This window comes from Agrobacterium sp. 16-172Ci (assembly GCF_053522725.1).
Window position 1 is genome coordinate 26,452 of the sequence record NZ_JBNWBW010000023.1, and the last position, 17,514, is coordinate 43,965.

At 61.7% G+C, this 17,514-nt stretch carries 15 protein-coding genes; 9 read left to right on the forward strand and 6 right to left on the reverse strand.

The window, feature by feature from the left end:
- Positions 1-2: 2 nt before the first annotated feature.
- From ACQZ40_RS19010 to ACQZ40_RS19050, 9 genes are all read left to right on the forward strand, one after another.
- Positions 3-1,727, forward strand: a complete 1,725-nt coding sequence (locus tag ACQZ40_RS19010; RefSeq protein ID WP_065657706.1) for an ABC transporter ATP-binding protein — start codon at positions 3-5, stop codon at positions 1,725-1,727.
- 44 nt (positions 1,728-1,771) lie between these two features.
- Entirely contained in the window at positions 1,772-2,959 is a 1,188-nt protein-coding gene (locus tag ACQZ40_RS19015; RefSeq protein ID WP_448748465.1) for a galactarate dehydratase, read from the forward strand.
- Positions 2,946-3,812, forward strand: coding sequence for an aldose epimerase family protein (locus ACQZ40_RS19020; protein WP_448748466.1), 867 nt, complete (start codon positions 2,946-2,948; stop codon positions 3,810-3,812). Before ACQZ40_RS19015 ends, ACQZ40_RS19020 begins: the two co-directional genes overlap by 14 nt.
- Before the next feature lie 160 nt (positions 3,813-3,972).
- Complete coding sequence (locus tag ACQZ40_RS19025) at positions 3,973-4,746, forward strand: FadR/GntR family transcriptional regulator (protein WP_448738849.1); 774 nt, start codon at positions 3,973-3,975, stop codon at positions 4,744-4,746.
- Positions 4,747-4,821: 75 nt separating this feature from the next.
- The gene (locus ACQZ40_RS19030; RefSeq protein WP_338808894.1) at positions 4,822-6,330 is read left to right on the forward strand and encodes an ABC transporter substrate-binding protein; all 1,509 of its coding nucleotides are present in this window, start codon (positions 4,822-4,824) and stop codon (positions 6,328-6,330) included.
- 68 nt (positions 6,331-6,398) lie between these two features.
- On the forward strand, positions 6,399-7,346 hold the full coding sequence (locus tag ACQZ40_RS19035; protein WP_020810606.1) for an ABC transporter permease: 948 nt from the start codon (positions 6,399-6,401) through the stop codon (positions 7,344-7,346).
- Positions 7,347-7,358: 12 nt separating this feature from the next.
- Positions 7,359-8,231 (forward strand): ABC transporter permease, encoded by an 873-nt coding sequence (locus ACQZ40_RS19040; protein WP_304983329.1) that lies wholly within the window; start codon positions 7,359-7,361, stop codon positions 8,229-8,231.
- Between the two features lie 21 nt (positions 8,232-8,252).
- Positions 8,253-10,037 carry a gamma-glutamyltransferase family protein gene (locus ACQZ40_RS19045; RefSeq protein ID WP_078053883.1) on the forward strand — a complete coding sequence of 595 codons (1,785 nt, stop codon included), beginning with the start codon at positions 8,253-8,255 and terminating at the stop codon, positions 10,035-10,037.
- A gap of 4 nt (positions 10,038-10,041) precedes the next feature.
- On the forward strand, positions 10,042-11,853 hold the full coding sequence (locus ACQZ40_RS19050; RefSeq protein WP_078053882.1) for an ABC transporter ATP-binding protein: 1,812 nt from the start codon (positions 10,042-10,044) through the stop codon (positions 11,851-11,853).
- 39 nt (positions 11,854-11,892) lie between these two features.
- Here ACQZ40_RS19050 and ACQZ40_RS19055 read toward each other — a convergent pair whose 3' ends face one another.
- Genes ACQZ40_RS19055 through ACQZ40_RS19080 form a run of 6 tightly spaced genes read right to left on the reverse strand, consistent with a single transcriptional unit; the run spans position 11,893 to position 17,439 of the window.
- Positions 11,893-12,702, reverse strand: coding sequence for an inositol monophosphatase family protein (locus ACQZ40_RS19055; protein ID WP_078053881.1), 810 nt, complete (start codon positions 12,700-12,702; stop codon positions 11,893-11,895).
- Positions 12,699-13,535 (reverse strand): glycerophosphodiester phosphodiesterase, encoded by an 837-nt coding sequence (locus ACQZ40_RS19060; RefSeq protein WP_448748467.1) that lies wholly within the window; start codon positions 13,533-13,535, stop codon positions 12,699-12,701. The genes ACQZ40_RS19055 and ACQZ40_RS19060 overlap by 4 nt, the downstream gene beginning before the upstream one ends.
- 1 nt (position 13,536) lies before the next feature.
- Entirely contained in the window at positions 13,537-14,571 is a 1,035-nt protein-coding gene (locus ACQZ40_RS19065) for an ABC transporter ATP-binding protein (protein WP_448748468.1), read from the reverse strand.
- A gap of 9 nt (positions 14,572-14,580) precedes the next feature.
- A complete protein-coding gene (locus ACQZ40_RS19070) occupies positions 14,581-15,405 on the reverse strand; it encodes an ABC transporter permease (RefSeq protein WP_271045644.1) in 825 nt (274 codons plus the stop codon).
- A gap of 1 nt (position 15,406) precedes the next feature.
- Positions 15,407-16,291 carry an ABC transporter permease gene (locus ACQZ40_RS19075; protein ID WP_448748469.1) on the reverse strand — a complete coding sequence of 295 codons (885 nt, stop codon included), beginning with the start codon at positions 16,289-16,291 and terminating at the stop codon, positions 15,407-15,409.
- Entirely contained in the window at positions 16,288-17,439 is a 1,152-nt protein-coding gene (locus tag ACQZ40_RS19080) for an extracellular solute-binding protein (RefSeq protein ID WP_448748470.1), read from the reverse strand. The genes ACQZ40_RS19075 and ACQZ40_RS19080 overlap by 4 nt, the downstream gene beginning before the upstream one ends.
- Positions 17,440-17,514: the final 75 nt, after the last annotated feature.

The following is a 17,514-nucleotide window of genomic DNA, read 5'->3' on the forward strand; positions in this document are numbered from 1 at the left end:
GGATGAGCGATATTCTCTCCATGAAGCCAGCCAAGCCGCTGCTTGAAGTCCGTAATCTGGTGACCGAATTTCCGGTCAGAAACGGCGTTTTCCGGGCCGTCAACGACCTGTCTTTCTCCATCGATCCCGGCAAGACGCTCTGCGTCGTCGGCGAAAGCGGCTCCGGCAAATCCGTCACCGCCCGTTCGATCCTGCAGATCATCGACAGCCCCGGCCGCATCGCGTCCGGCTCGATCATCCTCAACCGCGCCGACGGCACGTCTCTCGATCTGGCAAAGCTCGATCCGCGCAGCCGCGCCATCCGCTCGGTGCGCGGCGCTGATATCGCGATGATCTTTCAGGAGCCGATGTCGTCGCTTTCACCCGTGCATACCGTGGGTGACCAGATCACCGAGGTCCTGCGCCTGCATCTGAAGATGAGCAAGGCAGAGGCGCGGGCCGAGGCCATCGAACTGTTGCGGCAGGTGGAAATCCCTAACCCTGAAAAGGCGCTGGATCGTTACGCCTTCCAATATTCGGGCGGCATGCGCCAGCGCGCGATGATCGCCATGGCGCTGGCCTGCAAACCGCAGCTTTTGATCGCCGACGAACCGACGACGGCGCTCGATGTCACCACACAGGCCGAAATCCTCGACCTGATATCGCGGCTGCAAAAGGCGCACGGCATGGCTGTGCTCTTCATCACCCATGACATGGGCGTGGTGGCGCAGATTGCCGATGACGTGCTGGTCATGCATCACGGCGTCGCCAAGGAATATGGCACGGTCGACGAGATATTCCACAATCCGAAAGATCCCTATACCCGCATGCTGATCGGCTCCGTTCTGAAGCTGGAGCAGAAGGCGGAAATCCGCCTGGCCCGCCCGCCGCTCGATCTTGCGGCCGCGCCCATCCTCGAGGTCAACGACCTCTCCATGCATTTCGGCGAGATGAAGGCGCTGGACGGCGTATCGATCCGGCTGCTTCCCGGCGAAACGCTCGGCATCGTCGGAGAAAGCGGCTCCGGCAAGACCACGATGGGCCGCTCCATCATGCGTCTCTACGACCCGACCGGCGGCGAAATGCTCTATCGCCGTGCGGATGGCACGGTGGTCGATTTGGCGAAAATCGAGGGTGCGGAGCTGAAAGCCGCGCGGCGCGAATTACGCATGGTGTTTCAGGACCCGTTCGGTTCGCTCAATCCACGCATGACGGTGGCGCAGGTGATCGGCGAGCCATTGCTCGTAAACGGTATTGCGAAGGGCAGGGAACTGGATGAACGCGTCTGCGCGCTGATGGAGCAGGTGGGTCTCGACCCTGCCGGGCGTGAACGTTACCCGCACGCCTTTTCCGGCGGCCAGCGCCAGCGCATCGGCATCGCCCGCGCCATCACCCTGAAGCCGCGCATCATCGTGGCGGATGAGGCGACCTCGGCGCTCGATGTTTCGGTGCGGTTCCAGGTGCTGGATCTTCTGATGCGGCTTCAGGATGAGCTGGGGCTCGCCTATATCTTCATCAGCCACGACATCGGCGTCATCCGCTATATGTGCGACCGCGTCGGGGTGATGTATCGTGGCAAGCTGGTGGAAGTGGGAGACGCCGAAAAGGTCTGCAACGCGCCGGATCACCCTTACACACAGGCGCTTCTTTCCGCCATTCCGCGCCCGGACCCGCGCGACCGGGATCGCACCCGCAGATTCCGCTACGTCGAACCATCCGAAGTCAAGAACGGGGCCGTCGCCCGTTAGTGCCGGGCCTGTCGCAAGCTGCAATTCATGAGGAAGACTGAAGCATGAAAATCGATCGCATGCGGGTATTCGTCACCCGCGACAAGGACCGCCCCCGCGTCATCGTCGCCCTCGATACCGATGACGGTTTGACCGGCTGGGGTGAATGTTACAATCACGGCCCCGATCTCGCCCTGCCGCCGGTGCTGGATTACCTCTATAGCTTCCTTGCCGGGCAGGACCCGACGCGGGTGGAGTATCTCTATAATCTCCTGCTCCAGCAGAACCGCTTTCCGCCCGGAGCGCTCGGTCTGTCGGCAATCTCGGCGCTTGATCATTGCCTCTGGGACCTCGCGGCCAAAGCGGCGGGCGTGCCGGTCTACAAGCTGCTGGGCGGCGAAGTGCGCGACCGTATCAAGGTCTATGCCGGTGTCTATACGGCCCCGGACGCACCGGCGGCGAAGGAGGAATTCGACCGTCTCAACGAGGACTGGGGCTTCACAGCCTTCAAGCTCAGCCCATGGCGCGTCGATATTCACGCCCATCGCTGGGGGGAGGTGGTGCGCAGTTCGGCCGAATATTTCCGCTCCCTTCGCGAAACCGTGCGGCCCGATTTCGATATCGCCTTTGACGCCCATGCCAAGATTTTCGAGCCTGCGGCCGCCCGCCAGCTTGGCAATGCGCTTGCCCCTTACGATCCGCTGTTCTTCGAAGAGCCTTTGCGTCCCGAGAATATCGAGATGTGGGGAGACCTGAAACAGGGGCTGAACTGCACGCTGGCGACCGGTGAAAGTCTCTATAATCGCAATGAGTTCCTTCGCCTTCTTCAGGTAAAGGGTGCGGATATCATCCAGCCCGACATCTGCGTTGTCGGCGGCATTTCGGAGATGCGCCGCATCGCCACGCTGGCGGAAGCGCATTTCGTGAGCATCGCGCCGCATAACCCGATGGGACCGCTCGCCACCGCCGTCAATGTGCACTTCTCCGCCGCCCAGCAGAATTTCCGCATTCTCGAATACCGGCTGCCGAAAGGGCAATGCTACGTCTATGGCGGCACCGATCTTGAAAAACGCGAGGATGAAACCCGTTATGTCGTCGACCCCTACCTGCCGAAGGACGGATATCTGGAACTGAGGCCGGACCGCGCCGGCTGGGGTGTGGAGATGGATGAAAAAGCCATGCAGGAGGATGGCTATGTTCACTGGCAAAGACGGGTGCCGAAACGGCCTGACGGCTCCTATGCCTTCGCCTGAAACGGTTGCGATTGCCTGCGGGCGGCTCTCTGCCCGCCTGCGCCCCGCCTGGGGTGGCAGAATGACCCATCTGCGGCACGCGGACTACGGCGATATTCTGGCACCCACAATGGAGCAGGAGTTCGAGCCGTTCAACTGGCCGAGGGCCGGCGCATATCCGTTATTTCCCTATCACAACCGGCTCTATGGCGGGTCCTTCGTTCATGCGGGCACCCGCCATGATCTGCTGCCGCATCCGGCGCTTGCGCCTGACGCCATGCATGGCCCGGCTCATCGCCGGCCGTGGGAGATTTCAGACCTGTCTTCGAATCGGGTCTCACTGGTACTGGACTACGAGGCTGACGGGGAGTGGCCTTTTTCCTTCCGCGCCGAGCAGTCTTTCCTGCTGGAGGACGACAGCCTTACCGTTGGGCTGTCGATAACCAATTTCGCGAATGGGCCAGCGCCGATGTCGCTGGGCTGGCATCCCTATCTGGCGGCCGGGATCGGTTGCGATGCGCGAACGGACGCCAAATTGCAATATCCTCTGGACGCGCAGAACGTGCCAACCGGCCAGCCGCCGGCACCTCGCCCGAAGCCCGCCATTCCCGCCGCAACGGGATACACATTGCATTTCACCGATTGGTCAAGCGCACAGGTAGACTTCGACAGGTTTTCACTACGGCTTAAGGCCGATCCTGTTTTCGGCCATCTCGCCGTGCACCGCATGGAGCGCTATCTCTGTGTTGAGCCCGTTTCCACGGCCGCCGGAGCGCTTGGTTTGCCTCAGGCGCAGCGGGAAGGGCAGGGTTTCGGGACGGTTGCTCCTGGCGAGCGCCTGTCGGGGCGCATCAGGCTCTCCATCGATCTTTAGGAGGGGCGGGTGCGTCTATGACGCCCACCCTTCACCTTCAAAAAAAGCCGTATGCCCATATTTTGAGCGCCAGTTTTTGCCGCTCAAAAATAAGCTTGACGGCGGCAAAAATTTCTCACCAAATGAACCAATATAGGATTGGTTCAGTAAATGGTGCGACTTGACGGTGAACCCCAACGATAACTCCAACTACGCGCTGGCGAAGTTGCGGGAGTACATTCAAACGCAGGATCTTGCGAAAGACCGTCGCCTGCCGACGGAGCGGGCCTTCGCGGAAACCTTCAATGTCGGCCGGCGTGCGGTCCGTCGTGCTCTTGAGGTTCTGGAAGCCGAAGGTCTGATCTGGCGACGGCAGGGGGCGGGAACCTTTGTGGGTGAAAAGCCGGACGATTGGTCCGCCCAGGTGACGGAACTGGTCGCCGGCACGGATATCATGGAAATCATGGAAGTGCGCCTGCGCATCGAGCCGCAACTGGCGCAGCTTGCGGCCATGCGCGCCAAGCCCGCCGAGGTGGAGCGCATGCGCGCCCTTGTCCAGAAGACAGGCCAGAGCACGGATGCCGACGCCAAGGAATTGTGGGATGGTTCGCTTCACCGCCAGATTGCCCAGAGCGCCGGCAACAAATTGTTCCTGTCCATCTTCGATGTCGTCAACCGCATTCGCCAGGACGAGGCGTGGCAGTCGATACGGGAACTGGCGCGCCGCAGCGGCACGAACGGCAAGGCTTCCTTCGAGCAGCACATAGCGATCGTCGATGCCATCGCCGACCGCGACCCCGCAAGAGCCGGCGAAGCGATGCGCCAGCACCTTCTCATGCATCAGGAAAGGCTGATCCGCGCCACCTCGCTCGGCTTTCTGGAGGAGAAAACCGGAGAAGACATTGCCGCCCGCAGCACGGGCGATGCCGACAATCCGCTCACGCCGGCCTCATAGGCAGCAGAGCAGACCTGCCGGCCTTTCCGGGCCGGCCAATGAAAAAACAAAGATAACCTGACCAGAGGATAGAACATGAAGAAAATCAAGACATTGACTGCCGCCTTATTGGCCGGTGCATTCCTGTCCACGCCAGCCATCTCGTCCGAATTGCGCATCGGCCTTAACGATGACGCCGACGTTCTCGACCCCGCGCAATCGCGCACCTTCGTCGGGCGTATCGTTTACACCGCCATGTGTGACAAGCTCGTCGACATCTCGCAGGACATGAAGATCGTTCCCCAGCTTGCCACCGAATGGGCCTGGTCCGAGGGCGGCAAGGTGCTGACGATGAAGATCCGCGACGGCGTGAAATTCCACGACGGCGAGACACTGGATGCGGCGGCTGTGGTCGCCACCATCGAGCGCAACATGACCCTGCCGGAATCCCGCCGCAAGAGCGAGCTTTCCTCGGTCGAAAAGGTCGAGGCCACCGGGCCGCTGGACGTCAAATTCACCCTGAAGACGCCGGATGTCACGCTGCTTGCGCAGCTTTCCGACCGCGCCGGCATGATCGTCGCGCCGAAGGCGGCCAAGGAACTGGGCGCGAATTTCGGTTCGAAGCCGGTCTGCGCCGGGCCGTTCAAATTCGTCGAGCGCATCCAGCAGGACCGTATCGTGCTCGAGAAATTTACCGATTATTGGGACAAGGACAAAATTCTGGTCGACAGGGTCGTTTATCTGCCGATCCCCGATACGACCGTGAAGCTTGCCAATCTTCGCTCGGGAGACCTCGATATCGCCGAGCGCATCTCGGCCTCCGATGCCGAGTCCGTCAAGAACGACGCCAATCTGACCTATGCGGATGTCATCGGACCGGGCTACATGGCCATGTATGTCAATATCAACAATGGTTCGCGTGCGGATAATCCGCTCGGCAAGGACAAGCGCCTGCGTCAGGCCTTTTCTTATGCGATAGACCGGGAAGCGATTGGCCAGATCGTCTTTGAGGGCACATCAAAGGCAGGCAATCAGGCCTTCCCGCCCACAAGCCCGTGGTTCAACCAGAATCTGCCGGTGCCGGCGCGCGATATCGACAAGGCCAAAGCGCTGATGAAGGAGGCGGGTTACGAAAAGCTCGACATCGAGCTTCAGCACGCCAACAACACAACGCAGACGCAGATGATGCAGGTCATCCAGTCCATGGTCGCGGAAGCCGGCTTCAACGTCACCCTGAAGGCCACGGAATTCGCGACTCTTCTGTCCGAACAGACCGCCGGCAACTACCAGCTCAGCCGTTCCGACTGGTCGGGACGTATCGATCCGGATGGCAATCTGCATCAGTTCGTCACCTGCAAGGGCGGCATTAACGATGTGAAATATTGCAATCCCGAGGTCGACAAGCTGCTGAACGAGGCCCGCGCCTCGACCGAGGATGCGGTGCGCAAGGAAAAATACGATGCCGCAAGCGTCATCCTCAACGATGACATGCCGATCATCTATCTTGGCCACCAGCCCTATGCCTATGCCATTTCCAACAAGGTCAAGGGCTGGGCGCCGTCGCCGGATGGCATGATCCGCCTTCTCGGCGTCTCCAAGGACTGAACGCTTCGCATGCGCCGCACGGCCTTGCCGTGCGGCCCTCACGAATTGGCACGAACGAGGGCCATGCCATGCCTGTTTATATCGGCAAGCGACTGCTGGTCGCGATCCCGACGCTTCTGATCATCTCCATCTTCGTCTTCTCGCTGCAGAAACTGCTGCCGGGCGACCCGGTGCTTGCCATGGCTGGTGAGGAGCGCGATCCGGCGACGATTGAATTCCTGCGGGAGAAATATCGCCTGAACGACCCTGTGCCGCTGCAATATGTCAACTGGCTGGGCGGCGTCGTGACGGGCGATTTCGGTATTTCGCTGCGCACCAACCAGCCGGTGCTGGAGCTTATCGGCCAGAAGCTGCCGGTCACCATTCAGCTGGCTGTCATGGCGATGTTCTTTGCCATGGTCATCGGCATTCCCATCGGCATTCTGGCCGCCGTCAAGAAGAACACATGGATCGACTACACGGCCAATATCGTGGCGCTTTCCGGCCTCTCCATCCCGAACTTCTGGCTCGGCATCATGCTGATCCTGCTGGTGTCGGTCAAACTCGGCTGGTTGCCGGCATCCGGTTATGAATCGATCTTTGTCGATCCCGTGCGTTCCATCGAAACCATGATCATGCCCGCCTTCGTGCTGGGCAACGCGCTTGCGGCGACGTTGATGCGCCATACGCGTTCGGCGATGGTGGCGGTGCTCAGTTCCGATTATATCCGCACCGCCCGTGCCAAGGGTCTTTCTCCGCGCGAGATCATCCTGTCGCATAGTTTCCGCAACGCGCTTCTGCCCGTCATCACATTGCTGGCGCTGCTCTTCGGCGAATTGCTGGCCGGGGCGGTTCTGACGGAGCAGATTTTCACCATTCCCGGCTTTGGCAAGATGACGGTCGATGCGGTGTTCACCCGCGATTACGCCGTCGTGCAGGGCATCGTTCTTTGCACCGCCGTCGGCTTCATCCTCATGAACCTTCTGGCCGACATTGCCTATGTCCTGCTCAACCCCCGCCTCAGGGCGACGATCTGAGGCTCCGATATCATGACCGTTCTCGATCAAAACCTCTCCGTAGCGGTAATGCGGCAGGAAAGCCGCGCCTGGAAGAAGATGAAGCGCAACAAATCGGCGCTTGTCGGCATGGTTATCGTGCTGTTTTTCGCCGTACTTGCCATCGCCGCGCCGATCCTGCCGATTGCCGATCCGGTGGCGACCAGCTGGTCGGCCATCCGCAAGGCGCCCTCGGCGGCCCATTGGCTCGGCACCGACGATCTCGGCCGAGACATCCTTTCCCGCATGATCTATGGCGCGCGAGCCTCGCTGATGGCGGGCGTGGTCTCGGTGATGATCGCCGTGGTCATCGGCGTGCCCTTCGGCCTGATTTCAGGTTATTTCGGCGGCTGGGTGGATATGGTCATATCTCGTATCACCGAAGCGTTGCTGGCCATGCCGTTTCTCATCATGGCGATTGCGCTTGCCGCCTTCCTCGGCCCGAGCCTCACCAATGCAATGATCGCCATCGGCCTTTCCGCCATGCCGATTTTCGTGCGGCTGACGCGCGGCCAGGTGCTGGCGGTCAAGACCGAAGACTATGTCGAAGGCGCAAGGTCCATTGGCCTCAACCACATCGACATCATGACGCGTTACATCCTGCCGAATGTCTTCGCCCCCATCATCGTGCAGGCGACCCTGACGGTGGCGACCGCCATCATCGCGGAGGCGAGCCTTTCTTTCCTCGGCCTCGGCCAGCAGGCGCCGGCGCCCTCCTGGGGTTCGATGCTGAATACCGCGAAGAATTTCCTCAGCCAGGCGCCGTGGATGACGATGTGGCCCGGCATCGCCATCTTCCTCGTCGTCATCGGCTTCAATCTTCTGGGCGACGGCCTGCGCGACGCGCTCGATCCGCGCGAAGCATGATCTTTTACAAGGAATATCGGAATGAATGAATTCACCACACGCCCTGAAATCCTTGGCACCTTCGGCGTCGTCACCTCAACGCACTGGATCGCATCGGCCGTTGGCATGGCGATCCTCGAAAAAGGCGGCAATGCTTTCGACGCGGCCGTCGCCACCGGTTTCGTCCTGCAGATTGTCGAGCCGCATCTGTGCGGCCCCGGCGGAGATATGCCCGCCGTGTTTTATTCGAAGCAGAAGGACAAGGTGGAAGTCATCTGCGCACAGGGCCCGGCCCCGAGCGGTGCGACGATTGAACATTACACGTCGGAAGGGCTGAAGCTGATCCCCGGCGACGGGCTGCTCGCCACCGTCATTCCCGGCGCCTTCGACGGCTGGATGCTGATGCTGCGCGACTATGGCACGATGAGCGTGCGCGACGTGCTGGAACCCGCCATCTACTATGCCGAACACGGGCATCCGACATTGCCGCGCGTCTCCGCCACCATCAAGGGTCTGGCCGATTTCTTCGAGAAGGAATGGCCGACATCCCATGAGACGTGGCTGCCGGGTGGCGCGGCGCCCGAGCCACACGCCAATTTCCGAAATCCGGTTCTGGCCGCGACCTATCAGCGGATCGTCACCGAAGCCGAAGCGCGCTCCGGCCGTGAAAACCAGATCGAGGCGGCACGCGATGCCTTTTATCGGGGTTTCGTTGCGGAAGTTATCGACGGTTACGTAAGGACAGCGGAAGTCATGGATGCCAGCGGTGCTAAGCACAAGGGCGTGCTGACGGCGCAGGATATGGCGGACTGGAGCGCGACCGTCGAAGCGCCGCAGACGCTCGACTATCACGACTGGACGATTGCCAAGACGCCCGCCTGGGGGCAGGGTCCGGTTCTACTGCAATCGCTTGCGCTTCTGAAAGGCTTCGACATTGCGGCCATGGACCCCTCCGGTCCCGATTTCATCCACACCATCGTCGAAGCCATGAAGCTCGCTTATGCCGACCGCGAGGTCTATTACGGCGATCCGGAATTCGGGCAGATCCCGACGGAATATCTCCTGTCGGAAGGTTACAATGCCGGCCGCCGCGCGCTGATAAGCGGCGAGGCCTCGCTGGAGCTGCGCCCCGGCACCGTGCCGGGTTATGAAAAGCAGGTGGACGCCACCATGGCCATGCTGGCCGAGATGAGCGGCACCGGCACGGTCTACGAGCCGACCATGTCGCATCTGACGGAGAAGCGCGGCGATACGGTGCATATCGATGTCATAGACCGCTGGGGCAACATGGTCTCCACCACGCCTTCCGGCGGCTGGCTGCAATCCTCGCCCATCGTGCCCGGCCTCGGTTTTGCGCTCAATTCCCGCGCCCAGATGTTCTGGCTGAAGGAAGGCCTGCCGACCTCACTTGCACCGGGCAAACGTCCGCGCACCACGCTGACGCCTTCGCTTGCGCTGCATCAGGGGCGTCCCGCGATGGTGTTCGGCACGCCGGGCGGCGATCAGCAGGACCAGTGGCAACTGCCTTTCTTCCTGCGTTATGCCCATCACGGCAAGAACCTGCAGGCCGCCATCGACATGCCGCTGTTCCACACCGCGCATTTTCCGGGCTCGTTTTATCCGCGCACCAGTTCGCCGGGTGAAATCACCGTGGAAAGCACCGTGGGCGAAGCGACCCTGCAGGAGCTTCGCCGTCGCGGGCACCGCGTCACGGTTGCCGATGCATGGTCGGTCGGGCGGCTCACCGCCGCGCGTCGCGATGCGGATGGCCTGCTGCGCGCCGCCGCAACACCGCGGCTGATGCAGGCCTATGCGGTAGGGCGGTGAGACCATGGAGACAAAACCAGTCCTCTCCGTCCGTAACCTCACCACCTCCTTCCTCGTCGATGGCGCGTGGAAGAGCGTGGTGCGCAACGTGTCCTTCGATGTCGCGCCCGGCGAAACCGTCGCGATTGTCGGCGAATCCGGCTCCGGAAAATCGGTGACGTCGCTGTCTCTGATGCGCCTGCTTGCCCCGGCCTCCAGCCGGATCGAGGGGGAAGTGCTACTCAACGGGCGCGATCTTCTTGCGCTTTCCGAAAGAGAAATGCGCGGCGTGCGCGGCAACGATATCTCGATGATCTTTCAGGAGCCGATGACCTCGCTCAATCCGATCTTCACCATCGGTCGCCAGATTTCCGAAGTGCTCATCCGGCACAAGGGGCTTTCGAAGCAGGAGGCGCGGGCGGAGACGGTGCGGCTGCTGGAAAAGGTCCGCATTCCCAACGCCTCCGGCCGTTTCGATGAATATCCGCACCAGTTTTCCGGCGGCATGCGCCAGCGGGTGATGATCGCCATGGCGCTCGCCTCAAGGCCGAAACTGCTGATCGCCGACGAGCCAACGACGGCGCTCGACGTCACCATTCAGGGCCAGATACTCGATCTGATCAAGCTGCTGCAGGAAGAGGAGGGCATGTCCGTTCTCTTCATCACCCATGACATGGGTGTGGTGGCCGAAATCGCCGACCGGACGATCGTGATGTATCGCGGCGATGAGGTCGAGACCGGACCGACCGAGGACATCTTCCGGCGTGGCAAGCATCCCTATACGCGGGCGCTGCTTTCGGCGGTGCCGAAGCTCGGCTCAATGCGCGACCGGCAGTGGCCGACACGGTTTCCGGTGCTCGACATGAAAACCGGCCTTTCGAGCGAGCCGCAGGAGGTGGCGGGGACGGTTGCGAGCGGGCAGACGCCGGTTCTGTCGGTCCGAAACCTTGTGACGCGTTTTGCCATCCGCTCCGGCCTGCTGGCACGCCAGACGGGTGCGGTTCACGCCGTCGAAAACGTCTCCTTCGATCTGTTTCAGGGCGAAACGCTGTCGCTGGTGGGTGAATCCGGCTGCGGAAAATCCACTACCGGCCGCTCGATCATGCGGCTTGTGGAGCCGACGGCCGGCGACGTGTCGCTCGACGGTTACGACGTGATGCGGCTCGATACGGTCGGCCTGCGCAATATGCGCAAATCCGTGCAGATGATCTTTCAGGACCCGTTCTCGTCGCTCAATCCGCGCATGACGGTGGGCACGGCGATTTCCGAGCCCTTCATCAAGCACAAACTCGGCAGCACCAGACAGGCGAAGGAAAAGACTGCCGATCTTCTCGAAAAGGTGGGCCTGTCCGCCGATATGGCCAGCCGCTACCCCCATGAATTTTCGGGCGGCCAGCGTCAGCGCATCGCCATTGCCCGCGCGCTTGCGCTCGATCCGAAGGTCATCGTCGCCGATGAGAGCGTCTCGGCGCTCGATGTTTCCATCAAGGCGCAGGTCTGCAATCTGCTGCTCGACCTGCAACAGAGCCTCAACCTCGCCTTCCTGTTCATCAGCCATGACATGGCGGTGGTGGAGCGCGTCAGCCATCGTGTGGCGGTGATGTATCTCGGGGAGATCGTCGAAATCGGGCCGCGTGCGGCGGTTTTCGACAATCCGCAACATCCCTATACGAAAAAGCTGATGGCCGCCGTGCCGGTGCCGGACCCGGCAAGGCGCGGGATAAGGCGCGGCATATCCAATGACGAGCTGAAAAGCCCGATACGGGCCATGGGATATGAAACGCCAGTGCGAAACTACAGGACGGTGTCGCCAGGCCACCTGGTGCAGGTGGCCTGAGACGATTGTTGCGGCATGGATGCTCCGAAGAAGAAGCCGCTATGCGGGGTTCTTGGGCGGAACGCCGCGCAGGTGCTCCATAAGATAGGCATGGGTCGCGGCATTGGCGACGATCAGCGTACCGGTCTTTTCATAGAATTCCGGTCCGCGGCCCCACCAGTCGGTCACGATGCCGCCGGCCTCCTGCACCAGCAGAATGCCGGCTGCCGTGTCCACGAAGCCCGTTTCCTCATAATAGCCGGTCAGCCGGCCGCAGGCGACGTAAGCGCAGGAATTGGCGGCGCTGCCGACCACGCGGACCGCGCCAATGGGCGCGCGAATGGCGTCGAGGCGCTGATAGGCGCCGGGATAAAGCTGGAGATTGGGCGTGGGCAGGCCGGTGCCGACGCACATCAGGGCGACATCGGTGCTGGCATTGACCCGCAGCCGCTCGCCGTTGAGATAGGCGCCGTCTCCCTTGATCGCGGTGAACATCTCGTCGGAAACGGGATTGTAGACCAGCCCGCAGATCGTTTCATTGCCGCGGCGAAGCGCGATGGTAATTGTATAGTGCTGGCCGAAGATGAAATTGGTGGTGCCGTCGATGGGGTCGACCAGCCAGCGGTGATCCTGATCCGCCCCTTCGACGGGCGCGAATTCCTCGCCGGTCAGTCCCCAGGGATATTGCCCGAGCAGGCGGTCGCGGATCAACGTTTCGGAATCCCTGTCCGCATCGGAAACGAAGTCTCCCGGTCCCTTGACGCCGATTTCGATCTCGCGGAAGCGCCTGAAATGGTCGAGCGTCAATGCGCCGGCTTCGCGGGCGGTGGCGACCATATGGTTGAGGATGGTGCTGTAATTGACTGTCATCGGCTGAAAACCTCGGCGAGCCCTTGCGGATCATCGGTGGTGATCTGGTCCACCTTAAGCCGCAAGAGGCGTTTCACCTGTTCTATGGATTGCGGTGTGACGCTGTTGATCGTCCACGCGTCGACCCGGCGACCGGCGGCATGGATGGGGGCGATGATATCGACACCCGCATCCTCGGCGGCAAGTACGATCTCGTAGGCGAGGTAGATCATGTCGGCATCGGGTGCCGTGGCAAGGGCGTCTGCGATGAAGCCCGGATAGTTTCCGCTTGCCTTCAGGTCGGCTAGCGTGCCGCGATGGCATGGATCATATCCGGTGCGAAGGCCGGGGGCTGACCCGGCAAGCGTGGCGATGGCGTCGAAATCGCCGCCCGACAGGATCACGGACTTCGCCAAGGGCGAAACGCTCGCCCCGAAACCGGCGACCACCTGCGGAGTAAGCGCCTGCCGGTCTTCCTTGAAATCGAGCTGGAGCAGGGCGTCGGGATGAACGGTGCCCTCGGCAAGCAGGGCGCAAAGGTCTTCGAGCAGCATTACCTTCGCATGGATGGGCTGGCCGTCATTGTCGCGCAAATGAAGCTGGCGCAGGGTGGCTGCGGATGTATCCCGTACCCGGCCGGTGCCGGTGGTCTCCCGCTCCAGCGTCCGGTCATGCAAAACGGCGCAGCCGTGATCGGCATGGATGACGAGATCCACCTCGATGCTTGCACCGAGCCGCATCGCCTCGATGATACGCTCACCGGTAAAGACCGGATCTTCGGCACGACGCCGGGCGCGATGCCATTTGAGCCATGTTCTGTGGCCGTCGCGGTCGATAAGGATCGGCTGGTTCATGTCAGCTCCGGTAGATTGGGCGGTTGTCGCGATAGGCGGTGACGGCACGGGGCGAAATCTGTACGCCCTGTCCCGCCTGAAACATATCCGGGTGAGCGACCATGGATTTGATCCTTGTACCATCGGCAAGATCAAGGTCGACAAGGCCGTGGGTGCCATAATCCGTCACCCGGTGCACACTTGCTTCCGGCGTTTCGGAAATCGTCAGATCGATGGCTTCAGGGCGAACGGCGAGAATGGCCGGTCCGTCGGAGACCGGGAGCGGCAGGCTGAAGTCTGCGCGCATGAAATTTCCGTCTGAAACCGCGCCCGCTATCAGGTTCATGGTGCCGATGAAGCCGGCGACGAACGGGGTCTGCGGTTCGCGGTAGATGACGCTCGGCCGGTCGATCTGTTCGGTCTTGCCGTTCGCCATCACGACGATGCGGTCTGCCATGGAGAGGGCCTCATCCTGACCGTGGGTGACGAACAGCGTGGTGATGCCGAGACGCTGCTGAATATCGCGCACCTCTTCCCGCAGCCGCTCGCGCAAATGCTGGTCGAGGCTGGCGAAGGGTTCGTCGAGCAGGAGTATTTTCGGTTCGAGAACCAGCGAGCGGGCGAGCGCCACCCGCTGCTGCTGGCCGCCGGAAAGCTGGCCGGTGGCGCGCTCGCCATAACCGGCAAGCCCGACGAGTTCGAGCACTGCCTCCACTTTCTCTCTGATGACGGCAGCCGGCACGCGGCGCAGCTTGAGGCCGAAAGCGAGGTTTTTGAAGACGTTCATATGGCTCCAGAGCGCGTGGCTCTGAAACACCATGCCGGTCGGCCGCCGTTCCGGCGGCAGGTGGGTGACATCTTCGCCATCGATGGTGATCTGCCCGCCCGTCGGCTGCTCGAAGCCGCCGACCATGCGCAGCAGCGTCGACTTGCCCGAACCGGAGGGGCCGAGAAGGCAGACGAGTTCACCATCGGCGACATCGAGCGAAAAGCTGTCGACTGCCTTTGTCCCGCCGGAATAGGTTTTTGTGACCTGGCGGATGTGAAGTACGGACATGATGAATTCCTAACCGCCGAAACCGCGGGCGAATGCGCCGCCACCGATGACGCGGCGGGCGAACATGAGGGCAATGAAGGACGGCACCCAGAGCAGGACGGAGAGGACCGCGCCATACTGGATAACCATCTGGTTGTTGATGTAGCTGATCATCAGCACCGGCATGGTGCGAATGCCGGGCGCACCGATCAGCCATGCGCCTTCCGTCTCGTAAAAAGTGCCGACAAAGCTCAGCAGCACGGCAGCGGCGATGGTCGGTCCCGCCTGCGGCAGCGTAATCGACCAGAAGACCCTGAGCGGACTGGCGCCAACATCACGGGCCGCCTCTTCCATGCGCCGGTCGACAGCCTGAAATGCCGCCACGGGAATCCAGATCATGAACATCAGCGTGCCGACGAGCTGGATGAGAACGACGCCCCAGAAGGTGCCGATGAGGTTGAGCTGCAGGAAAATGGCGGCAATCGCCACCAGAAGCCCGAATTTCGGAAAGGCGTGGCCGGCAAGGAAGGAGAAGAACAGCAGGTTGCGGCCGGGAAAGCTCATGCGCGCAAAAGCATAGGCGGCGGGAAGGCAGATCACCGCTGAAAGCAGCGTTACCACAGTCGTCAGCCGCAGGCTCAGTATCAGCGCGTTCCAGACATCGGCGCGGCCGAGCGTCTGGCCCCAGAAGCGGAAACCGAACTGCTGGGGAATGACGTTGGGGAAACGCCAGACCTCGGTGAATGCCCAGGTGCCCACGACAAGCAGCGGCCCGACGATGGCGACGGTGAGAAGGGTGGCGAAAAATATGCCGGGCCAGTCCATGCGCGTTCGCGCCGGCGTGAGGGTCGTCATGTCATTTCCCCTGGTTGCGTGCGACCGAACGCACGTAGAACAGGCCGAATGCGATGCAGAAACCGAAAGCGATGACGGCCTGGGTCATGGCGCCGATGGGATCCTGCACTTCGCGTAGCGTGCGCTGCATGAAGGGGCCGAGCATTTCAGGAGAGGCCGGTCCGAGAAGATAGGGCAGGGTGAAGGAGGAGAAAATGCCGAGCACCGAAAAGGAAAGCGCCACGAGGATGGAATTGGAAATGCGCGGCAGGATGATATGCCAGAAGACCTGAAGCGCATTTGCGCCCACATCCCGCGCCGCCTCCACCGACTGGTTGGCGACGCTGCCAAGCCCCGCGAGCAGGATGAGAACGGTCAGCGGAATATTGTCCCAGACGAGACCGATGACCGGTCCCCACGGGGTGAGATAGGGCGTGCGGATTTTCGGCAGGTCGACCGCATTGAGCAATATATCCACCATGCCGTTGGGCCCGAGGACGCGGATGAAGGCGAAGGCGAGGATGATCGAGGGCACGAACATCGGGAAGATGGCGAGCGCCTGCACATAAGCCGAAAGGCGACCTTGCGAAAAGCGCAGGTAGAGCGCGATCGGCAGGCAGATTACGAGCAGGAGGATCGCGCAGACCATTGTCGTCCACAACGTCACGGCAAGATTGTCGAGGCTGTAGCGGTCCGAGAAGAAGAAGCCGTAGCTCGAAAGATCGAAACCCGTTCCACCGTTCGCTCCGGTCCGCCAGACGGTGCGGCCGATGGCGTTGATGGCAGGCCAGATGACGAGCCAGATCATCAGGAACAAGGGGATGGCGACGAGCAGGAGGCCGACTGGCCTCCTGCCTGCCGTATTGTCGATGAGCGGGCGAACCGCTCCTTCCGCAACCTCGGTCACGACTTGCGGTCGACGTTGGGAGCGACGTTGCGATACCAGCCATCATTGATGGCGGTTTCCCATTTGCCGGCCGGGAAGGTCGGAATGGTCTGCGGGATGATGTCGGCGAAACGCTTGCGCAGTTCGGCCGGCACATAGTCCCAGGAAACGCCGGGGAAACCGCCGAGTTCGGTGAGGATCGCGCCCTGAATTTCTTCCGACAGCACGAAATTGGCGAGCTTCAGGGCAGCATCGCGATTGGCGCCGTTGGCAAGCACCACGGCGCGCGAGAAATCACCGCAAAGCGCCAGATCCTGAAGCTGGACGAGGCCGGTTTCTTGCGGCAGAACGCCCTGATCGATGGCCTTCAGCACCTGATCGGACCAGACAGGGGTCATGGTGACGACGCCCTGCGAAAGCAGCTGCAGCGACTGTGTGTTGCCGGAGGAATATGCGCCCTTGTCATAGAGCGACGGGGCGATATCGTTCAGCAGCGCCCATGCCTTGCCGAGAGCCTTGTCACCGGCTTCCTGCGTGTAATTATCGACCGTGAAGGCCTTGGGGTCGAGGCCGTTGGCCTGATGGATGGCGCGGCGGACGAAGTTACCGCCGGAGCCGCCCTTGTCGGGACGGTTATAGACAAACTGGCCGGGATTGGCCTTGATCCACTTGACGAGCTCATCCCAGGTCTTCGGTGCATCCGCCGGCTTGAGCTTGCTGGTGTCATAGGCGAGCAGAACCTGGCTGCCGCGATAGGGCAGGCTGTATTCGCTGCGGATGGCGAGCGGGTTTACGCGCGAATAGTTGGAGAGGCCGGCTTTCGCCATGTTCACATAGATGCCGGCATCGATGCCGCCGGTGGGCAGCAGCGGATCGGCCGTTTCGAAATAATCGGCCTGCGGATCGGTGCCCGTCTGCTTTGCGGCGATGGCGCGCTCGCCAATGGCCGTGATGCCCGCGCTGTCGCCGGCATCGACGAGGTTGAGCTTCACACCGGGATTGGCGGCTTCAAAGGCGGGCTTGATCGTATTGGACCAGAAATCGAGGATATTCGTATCCGAACTGGTGTACCAGTCGATCGTGCCCGGAGCGGCGAAGCTCATGCGCGGTGAAAGGGCGAGACCGGCGGCGGCGCCTGCGGCGGACATCATAAAGGTGCGGCGTTTCATCTATGTCTCCGATGTTTTCGGCGCGAGTGGAACTGCTGAGCGCTGACCCCGGGAAAGATGGGGAAGGCTCTGGCC

Bases quoted from the DNA above. Each gene is read 5' to 3' on its own strand.
- ACQZ40_RS19060 (WP_448748467.1), bottom strand. From the start codon at position 13,535: ATGAACCAGCCGATCCTTATCGACCGCGACGGCCACAGAACATGGCTC.
- ACQZ40_RS19055 (WP_078053881.1), bottom strand. From the start codon at position 12,702: ATGACAGTCAATTACAGCACCATCCTCAACCATATGGTCGCCACCGCC.
- ACQZ40_RS19015 (WP_448748465.1), top strand. From the start codon at position 1,772: ATGAAAATCGATCGCATGCGGGTATTCGTCACCCGCGACAAGGACCGC.
- ACQZ40_RS19050 (WP_078053882.1), top strand. From the start codon at position 10,042: ATGGAGACAAAACCAGTCCTCTCCGTCCGTAACCTCACCACCTCCTTC.
- ACQZ40_RS19080 (WP_448748470.1), bottom strand. From the start codon at position 17,439: ATGAAACGCCGCACCTTTATGATGTCCGCCGCAGGCGCCGCCGCCGGT.
- ACQZ40_RS19010 (WP_065657706.1), top strand. From the start codon at position 3: ATGAGCGATATTCTCTCCATGAAGCCAGCCAAGCCGCTGCTTGAAGTC.
- ACQZ40_RS19020 (WP_448748466.1), top strand. From the start codon at position 2,946: ATGCCTTCGCCTGAAACGGTTGCGATTGCCTGCGGGCGGCTCTCTGCC.
- ACQZ40_RS19065 (WP_448748468.1), bottom strand. From the start codon at position 14,571: ATGTCCGTACTTCACATCCGCCAGGTCACAAAAACCTATTCCGGCGGG.
- ACQZ40_RS19045 (WP_078053883.1), top strand. From the start codon at position 8,253: ATGAATGAATTCACCACACGCCCTGAAATCCTTGGCACCTTCGGCGTC.
- ACQZ40_RS19035 (WP_020810606.1), top strand. From the start codon at position 6,399: ATGCCTGTTTATATCGGCAAGCGACTGCTGGTCGCGATCCCGACGCTT.
- ACQZ40_RS19040 (WP_304983329.1), top strand. From the start codon at position 7,359: ATGACCGTTCTCGATCAAAACCTCTCCGTAGCGGTAATGCGGCAGGAA.
- ACQZ40_RS19070 (WP_271045644.1), bottom strand. From the start codon at position 15,405: ATGACGACCCTCACGCCGGCGCGAACGCGCATGGACTGGCCCGGCATA.
- ACQZ40_RS19030 (WP_338808894.1), top strand. From the start codon at position 4,822: ATGAAGAAAATCAAGACATTGACTGCCGCCTTATTGGCCGGTGCATTC.